The sequence below is a fragment of the Streptomyces sp. NPDC028289 genome (assembly GCF_055565975.1).
This window is the reverse complement of the sequence record NZ_JBVHTI010000030.1, coordinates 1-6,470: the sequence shown is the minus strand read 5'-3', so window position 1 is coordinate 6,470 and position 6,470 is coordinate 1. Positions and strand designations below refer to the sequence as shown.

General features: G+C 71.3%; 6 protein-coding genes and 1 pseudogene. 2 read left to right on the top strand and 5 right to left on the bottom strand.

Translation table 11 applies throughout. The annotated features are described in order from the left end of the window. The 5 genes from ACZ4UV_RS52015 to ACZ4UV_RS51995 form a co-directional block, all read right to left on the bottom strand. Positions 1 to 784, bottom strand: a 784-nt coding sequence (locus ACZ4UV_RS52015) for a VOC family protein (RefSeq protein ID WP_467850252.1), incomplete at its 3' end; no start/stop codon positions are given. Between the two features lie 4 nt (positions 785 to 788). Further along, positions 789 to 1,787 carry an amidohydrolase family protein gene (locus ACZ4UV_RS52010; RefSeq protein WP_467850249.1) on the bottom strand — a complete coding sequence of 333 codons (999 nt, stop codon included), beginning with the start codon at positions 1,785 to 1,787 and terminating at the stop codon, positions 789 to 791. Beyond that, positions 1,784 to 2,908: an FAD-dependent oxidoreductase gene (locus tag ACZ4UV_RS52005; RefSeq protein WP_451017714.1), complete on the bottom strand. Its 1,125-nt coding sequence runs from the start codon at positions 2,906 to 2,908 to the stop codon at positions 1,784 to 1,786. Before ACZ4UV_RS52005 ends, ACZ4UV_RS52010 begins: the two co-directional genes overlap by 4 nt. Before the next feature lie 23 nt (positions 2,909 to 2,931). Further along, positions 2,932 to 3,888, bottom strand: coding sequence for a cyclase family protein (locus tag ACZ4UV_RS52000; RefSeq protein WP_467850246.1), 957 nt, complete (start codon positions 3,886 to 3,888; stop codon positions 2,932 to 2,934). Further along, the gene (locus tag ACZ4UV_RS51995; protein ID WP_467850243.1) at positions 3,885 to 4,880 is read right to left on the bottom strand and encodes a fumarylacetoacetate hydrolase family protein; all 996 of its coding nucleotides are present in this window, start codon (positions 4,878 to 4,880) and stop codon (positions 3,885 to 3,887) included. Before ACZ4UV_RS51995 ends, ACZ4UV_RS52000 begins: the two co-directional genes overlap by 4 nt. 131 nt (positions 4,881 to 5,011) lie before the next feature. On the opposite strand from ACZ4UV_RS51995, the gene ACZ4UV_RS51990 reads away from it, so the two are divergent. Both ACZ4UV_RS51990 and ACZ4UV_RS51985 read left to right on the top strand, forming a co-directional pair. After that, a complete protein-coding gene (locus tag ACZ4UV_RS51990; protein ID WP_351712123.1) occupies positions 5,012 to 5,950 on the top strand; it encodes a LysR family transcriptional regulator in 939 nt (312 codons plus the stop codon). A gap of 293 nt (positions 5,951 to 6,243) precedes the next feature. Then, positions 6,244 to 6,470 (top strand): annotated as a pseudogene (locus ACZ4UV_RS51985) (MFS transporter); the annotation flags it as partial.

Genomic DNA, 6,470 nt, shown 5'->3' with positions numbered 1-6,470 from the left:
TCTCCAGCTCGGTCGTGTACTCGATGGTGTTGCCGTGCGGGTCCAGGAAGTAGGTGAAGGTGTTGTCGCCGGCCAGGTGCCGGCCGGGACCCCAGACCTTCTTGAACCCGGCGCGGATGACCCGTCCGGAGCCGCGCATGTACTCGTCCAGGCCGCGCATCTCGAACGAGACGTGGTGCAGTGCGGTGTGCGGGCCCTGGGCGATGGCCATGGAGTGGTGCTGGTTGCTGATGCGCATGAAGTGCATCGCCTCACCCATTTTCGGGTGCATGAGGGTGTCGGAGAGCCGGAACCCGAGGTGGGTCTCGTACCACTGCCGGGTGCGGTTCAGGTCGGGGGAGTTGAGGACGACGTGCGACAGCTTGACCGGGATCGCCTCCTTCTCCTCGATCTTCCGGTGCTGCCGCACCTGCACGTCGGCGGAGACCTCGATGGTGCGGCCGTCGACGTCGAAGAAGCGGATGCCGTAGCCGCCGCCGGGCGTGTCGAGCTTGCCGGGCTGCGAGATCAGCCGCACTCCCCCGGCGAGCAGCCGTTCGGCGAGCGTGTCCACGTCGGACGCGCTCGCGGCGCCGTAGGAGACCAGGTCGAGGCGCTTCTCCTCGGCCTTGCGCAGCCGGACGACGTACTGCTCGGGGCTGCCCTCTGCGGCCAGGAAGGAGACGCCGGAGTCCTCGGCGGTCTTCGTCAGGCCCCAGACGCCGGAGTAGAAGTCGAGCTGCCTGTCGTAGTCGGGCACGGCGAGGTCGACGTGCCGCAGGTGGGTGAGCAGGCGGTCGCTCATGGTCTCAGTCCTTCCGGAGGAGAGCGGCGGCATTGCCGCCTCGTACGGCGTGGAAGTCACGGTCGGGCAGCCGGGCCGCGCGCAGGGCGGCGACCGGGTCCTCGGTGCCCATGTCGAAGGGGAAGTCGGACCCGAGCAGGACGCGGTCGCCGCCCACGGCGCGGACCAGTTCCCGCAGCACGTGCGGGTCGTGCACGAGCGAGTCGAAGTAGATCCGCCTGAGGTAGCTGCTGGGCAGGTGGGCGCAGTCCGCGCCGGCGTCGGAACGGGCGGACCAGGCGTGGTCGGAGCGGCCGATGTGGGTGGGCAGGTAGCCGCCGCCGTGCGCGGCGACCAGCTTCAGCTCCGGGTGCCGGTCCAGGACACCGGAGAAGATCAGATGGGAGAGGGCGACGGCGTTCTCCGTCGGCTGGCCGACCGTGTTGGAGAGGTACCACTGGTCCAGGCGCTCGTCGAGCGTGCAGCCGAAGGGGTGCAGGAAGACGATCGCGCCGGTCTCCTCGGCAAGGGACCAGAAGGGTTCGTACGCCGGGTCGGACAGCTCACGGCCCGGGGCGTGGCTGGAGATCTCGACGCCCGACAGGCCCTGGTCCAGGGCGTGTTCGAGCGCGTCGACGGCCTGGGCCGGGTGCTGGAGCGGGACCAGCCCGAGCCCGTGCAGCCGGTCGGGCGCCTGGGCGCAGTGGGCGGCGGTCGCCTCGTTGGCGAGCCGGTACAGCTTCTCGGCCATGTCCTCGTCGGTCCAGTAGTGGTAGTGCGACGGGGACGGGCTGACCAGTTGGATGTCCACCCCCTGCGCGTCCATCGCGTCCAGCCGTACGGTGACGTCGGTCAGCCGTGGAATCCGCTCGCGGACCATCGGCCCGCTGACGGCCAGGGCGGCGGGGCCGTTGCGCCGGGCGTCCAGCGCCCTGGCCTCGGCAAGACCTGGCAGGCCGGCGACGAGGGCCTCGACCTCGGGGAGCAGGACGTGTGCGTGCACGTCGATGGTGGGCGTCGTCACGGCAGTTCCTTGAGCGCGGTCATGGCGGTGGCCATCAGTCCGGCCACGTCGCCGCGTTCGCCGTCCAGCTGCCACTGCCCGATCTGCACCGATGCCTCGACGACCGTCCGGACCCGGCCGAAGCGCCGTTCGTAGTAGCGCGTGAGGAGTTCGTCGTCCCATGCCGCCCCGCTGGTCAGCAGCTGGGACAGCACCCAGGAGTCCTCCAGGGACATCGCCGCGCCCTGGGCCATCGTGGGCGGGCAGCAGTGCGCCGCGTCCCCGACCAGGACGACCCGGCCGCGGTGCCAGGAGCCCTCGACCAGCATCCGGTCGAACCAGGCGTAGTTCACCTGCGCCGGGTCGGTGATCGAGGCGCGGATCTCCTCCCAGGCGCCGCCGTAGCCCTCGGCGAGGCGGCGCATCTCCCGCGCGTAGGACTCGGGCGGGATGGTCGCGCGGTCGCGCTTGGGCTCCACCAGGTATGCGTAGAGGGTGTCCTTGCTGGTGGGCGTGTACCCGGCGATGTAGCAGGACCCGCCATGGGCCAGGTCGGTGCGCTCGACGCCGGCCGGGCGGGGCGCCGGGACGCGCCAGATGGCCATGCCGGTCGGCTCCGGCTTGGCGTCGATACCGATGGCGGCGCGGGTCGTGGAGTTCAGGCCGTCGGCGGCCACGACGAGGTCGTAGCGGCCCTCGGTGCCGTCGCTGAAGCGGACGCCGACCCCGGTGTCGTCCTGGGCGAGGATCTCGGCGGTGGTGCCGAGCCGGACGTTCGCGCCGGATGCCCGTACCGCGTCGATGAGGATGCGCTGGAGCACCGGGCGCTGCATGCCCAGGGTCGCCGGCAGGTCGTCACCGCCGGTGCGGATGTCCTCGCTGACGTGCAGCACGGTTCCGTCGGGCGCGGTCAGCCCGAAGGAGTCGAACCCGAAGCCGTGCGCGTTCACCTCGTCCCAGACGCCCAGCTCGCGCAGTACGCGCAGGGCGTTGCCCTGCAGGGTGATGCCGGAACCGCGCACGTTCCAGTCCGGTGTGGCCTCGACGAGGTCGACCTCGACACCGGCCCGGCGCAGCAGCACGGCCATGGCGTTGCCGGAGGTGCCCCCTCCGACGACCAGGACGCTTCTCTCTCTTGCCATGGCCAACTCCTTCGTTGGGCGGGTCACTTGACAGCAACCGGGTTGACGGGGGAGCCGACGGCTCCGGTGATGGGCAGGGGGGCCGCTGTGAGCCAGAACTCGTACCTGCCGTCGGCGGCACAGTCCGCGGCGAGGGCGTCCGGGTCCCACATCTCCCCTATGAGCAGGCCCATGTTGGGGATGGCGACCTGGTGCAGCGGCTGGAAGGCCTGCTCGAACTCGTTGGGCCGCACCTCGAAGCCCCAGGTGTCGGTGGCGATCGCGGCGATCTCGGTGCGGTGCAGCCAGCCGGCAGCGGTGAAGGACAGGCCGGGCGAGTCGCCGCCGGCGTAGTCGCCCCACCCCTCGCGTCGGGCCCGGGTCAGCCGGCCGGTGCGTACGACGACGACGTCGCCGCGCCCGACGCCCACGCCGTGCGCCTCGGCGGCCGCCGTCAGGTGCTCCTCGGTGATGGCGAACCCGTCCGGCAACTCACCACCGGTTCCAAGCACTTGGCCCACGTCCAGCAGCACCCCGCGCCCCGCGACATGCGGTGCCATGTGCTCTATGCCGGTGACGAGGTCGCCGTCGGAGGTGACGACCCTGGCGGCGTCCCGGCCGTTCCAGGCCCTGCCGTGGTCGAAGATGTGCCCCAGCCCGTCCCACTGGGTCGAACACTGGAGCGGCATCGCGATCACGTCGTCGGCGCCGCCGATGCCGTGCGGGAAGCCCTGGTTGCCGAGGGCCGCGTCGGTGCCGGTGTCCAGCATGGTGTGCACCGGGTTGGTGCGCCGCCGCCAGCCCTTCTGCGGGCCGTTCATGTCAAAGGACTGGGAGAGCGAGAAACTGACGCCTCGTCGCACGAGCGCGGCCCCCTCGCGGCGCTTGGCCTCGTCGAGGAAGTTGAGCGTGCCGAGCACGTCGTCCTCACCCCAACGCCCCCAGTTGGAGAACGCCTTGGCGGCCTCGGCGATGGCACCTTCGGGGTCGTGCCGGTTCACGAGGCGTCCTCGGCGACACAGCGGGTGCGCTGCGTGCCGAGCCCGGTGACGGACCCCTCCATCACGTCGCCGTCGCGCAGCAGCCGCCCCCAGTGCATGCCGTTCCCGGCCGGGCTGCCGGTCAGCACCAGGTCACCGGGGAGGAGTCGGGCGGTCTGCGAGATGTACGACACCAGCCGGGCGACCCCGAAGAGCATGTCCTTCGTCGACTCGTCCTGCATGGTGTCGCCGTTCAGCTTCAGTGTCACCCGCAGGTCACCGGGGTCGGCGATCGAGGAGGCCGGGACGATCCAGGGCCCGAGCGGGGTGAACCCGGGCGCGTTCTTGGAGCGCAGCCAGTCCGTCCCGATGGCCTTCATGTCCCGGCGGAACACGGTGGCCCGATCGGTCAGGTCGTTGCCGATCGTGTACCCGGCGACATACGACAGGGCCTCCTCCACCGGTACCCGGTAGGCGGGCCTGGCGATGACGGCCGCCAGCTCCAGCTCCCAGTCCGGCTGTTCGGCCCAAGCGGGGAGCACCACGTCGTCGTACGGTCCGGCGACCGTGCTCGGCAGCCCGATGAAGACGTACGGCAGGTCCTCGGCGGCCCGCCGGTCCATCACCGCGGCGATCTCCGCACGCGCCTCCTCGACCGTGCGCGGGTCGTCGGGAGAGCGGTGGGCGACCTCCAGATCGATCACGTGCTGCCGGTAGTTGGCACCGGACTGGAAGATCTGCCGGGGCTCGACCGGCGCATGCACCCGCAGACCTTCCAGTGGCTGCCAGGCGCGGTCCGCGTCGTCCGCCAGGGCGTGCAGTCGCGGGAGCGCCGCGTCCCAGTCGTCGAGGATCTCCCGGCTCGTCAGGGCGGGTTCATCGAGGACCGAGCGCAGGTCCAGCACGCGGCCCCCGGGGATCACGAGACCAGGGAACGGCGCCTGGCCAGGAGCGGAGAGGGTGCCGAGGGCAAAGGGCCCGGCGAAGGACGCGGAAGGGGCTGCGGGTTTCACGGGAATGTCCTCCAGATTGCGGTGCGACTAATCTGGCCTCGCATCCCGTAATCTGGGAAATAGATTCTTCTGATGTTGATCATCAGTCGCATGGATCTCGTAGCTCTGTGCGGTCTCGCTCTGGAGGCGTCGTGTCCCTCTCCGGCCTCGATCTCAATCTGGTCCTGTCCCTGCGCGCCCTGCTGGAGGAACGCAACGTCACCCGCGCCGGGCAGCGCGTCGGGCTCAGCCAGCCCGCGATGAGCGCGGCCCTGGCCCGCCTGCGCCGGCACTTCGACGACGAACTGCTCTCCCGCGTGGGCGGACAGTACGAGCTGACCGCGCTCGGCCGCGCCCTCCTCGACCGCACCGCCACCGCCTGTGACCTGCTGGAACGGGTTTTCAGCAGCAGGGCCGACTTCACGCCCGGCGCGGAGGAGCACGAGTTCACCCTGCTCGCCTCCGACTACGCCGTCACCGTGTTCGGTGCCGAACTCGCCCGGACCGTCCACGCCGAGGCCCCGGGCGTGCGGCTGCGCTTCCAGCGGACCCCGCCCGACGTCACGGAGGACACCGGGACGCTGCTCAGCACGGCCGACGGGCTGCTGATGCCGCACGGCGTCATCAGCGGCTTCCCCGCCGTGGAACTGTTCGGCGACCGCTGGGCCTTCCTGGTGGCCGAGGCCAACGACGAGGTCGGCGACCGCCTGGTCATGGCCGACCTGGCACGGTTGCCCTGGGTGATCTATCAGCGCATGTACGACGCCCCGGCCGCCCGCCAGCTGAGCATGCTCGGCGTCGACCCCCGTCCCGAGGTCTTCGTCGACAGCTTCCAGGCACTGCCGTTCCTGGTCGCCGGCACCCGCCGGATCGCCCTGGTGCAGCGGCGGCTCGCCGAGCGGCTGAGCGGGGTGGCCGCCGTACGGGTGCTGGAACCTCCCTACGAGGCGGTCCCGCTGCAGGAGGCACTGTGGTGGCACCCGGTGCACACCCACGACGCGGCCCACATCTGGCTGCGCGAGACCGCCGCCCGGGTGGGAGCGGAGCTGACCGCGTCCGGGCCCGGCCGGAGCGCCGTCCCGGCCCGCTAGCGCGCTCACGCGGGGGCTCAGGATCCAAGACACGGATGATCCGCATCTTCGATCTCGATCAGCGGGGGGCTAGGCACGGACTGCCCGGTGACCCATAGTCGTCTCAACCCGGCGCCGGAGCCGCACCACCACACCGCCGCCGAGACTGCGCGGGCACCCGAGAGCCGACCCTTCGCACCGCCACGGCAGTCACCGGCCCGTCTCAGCGCGCCCGGTCCCCGTCCGGGGCTCCGGTGCGACCGCGCGGAGACGGCCGCACCCCGTCCCCTCCCGACACGCCAGGTGGAGCCCTCATGCCTGCACCCGTGCCCCCGCTCCCGTCGTCCGCAGCCGTCGAAGATGCCCCGGCCGAGCAGACCGTGTCCGGCCCCGGGCACCGGATACGCATCACCCTGCTGATGGCCGGCAGCTGTCTGCCGATCCTCGGCGCCGTGCTCATCGCGCCCGTCCTACCGAAGATGAAGGACCATTTCGCGGGCGTGCCGGGCGTCGACGCGCTCGTCCCGGTCTCCCTGACGAT

Bases quoted from the DNA above. Each gene is read 5' to 3' on its own strand.
- ACZ4UV_RS52005 (WP_451017714.1), bottom strand. From the start codon at position 2,908: ATGGCAAGAGAGAGAAGCGTCCTGGTCGTCGGAGGGGGCACCTCCGGC.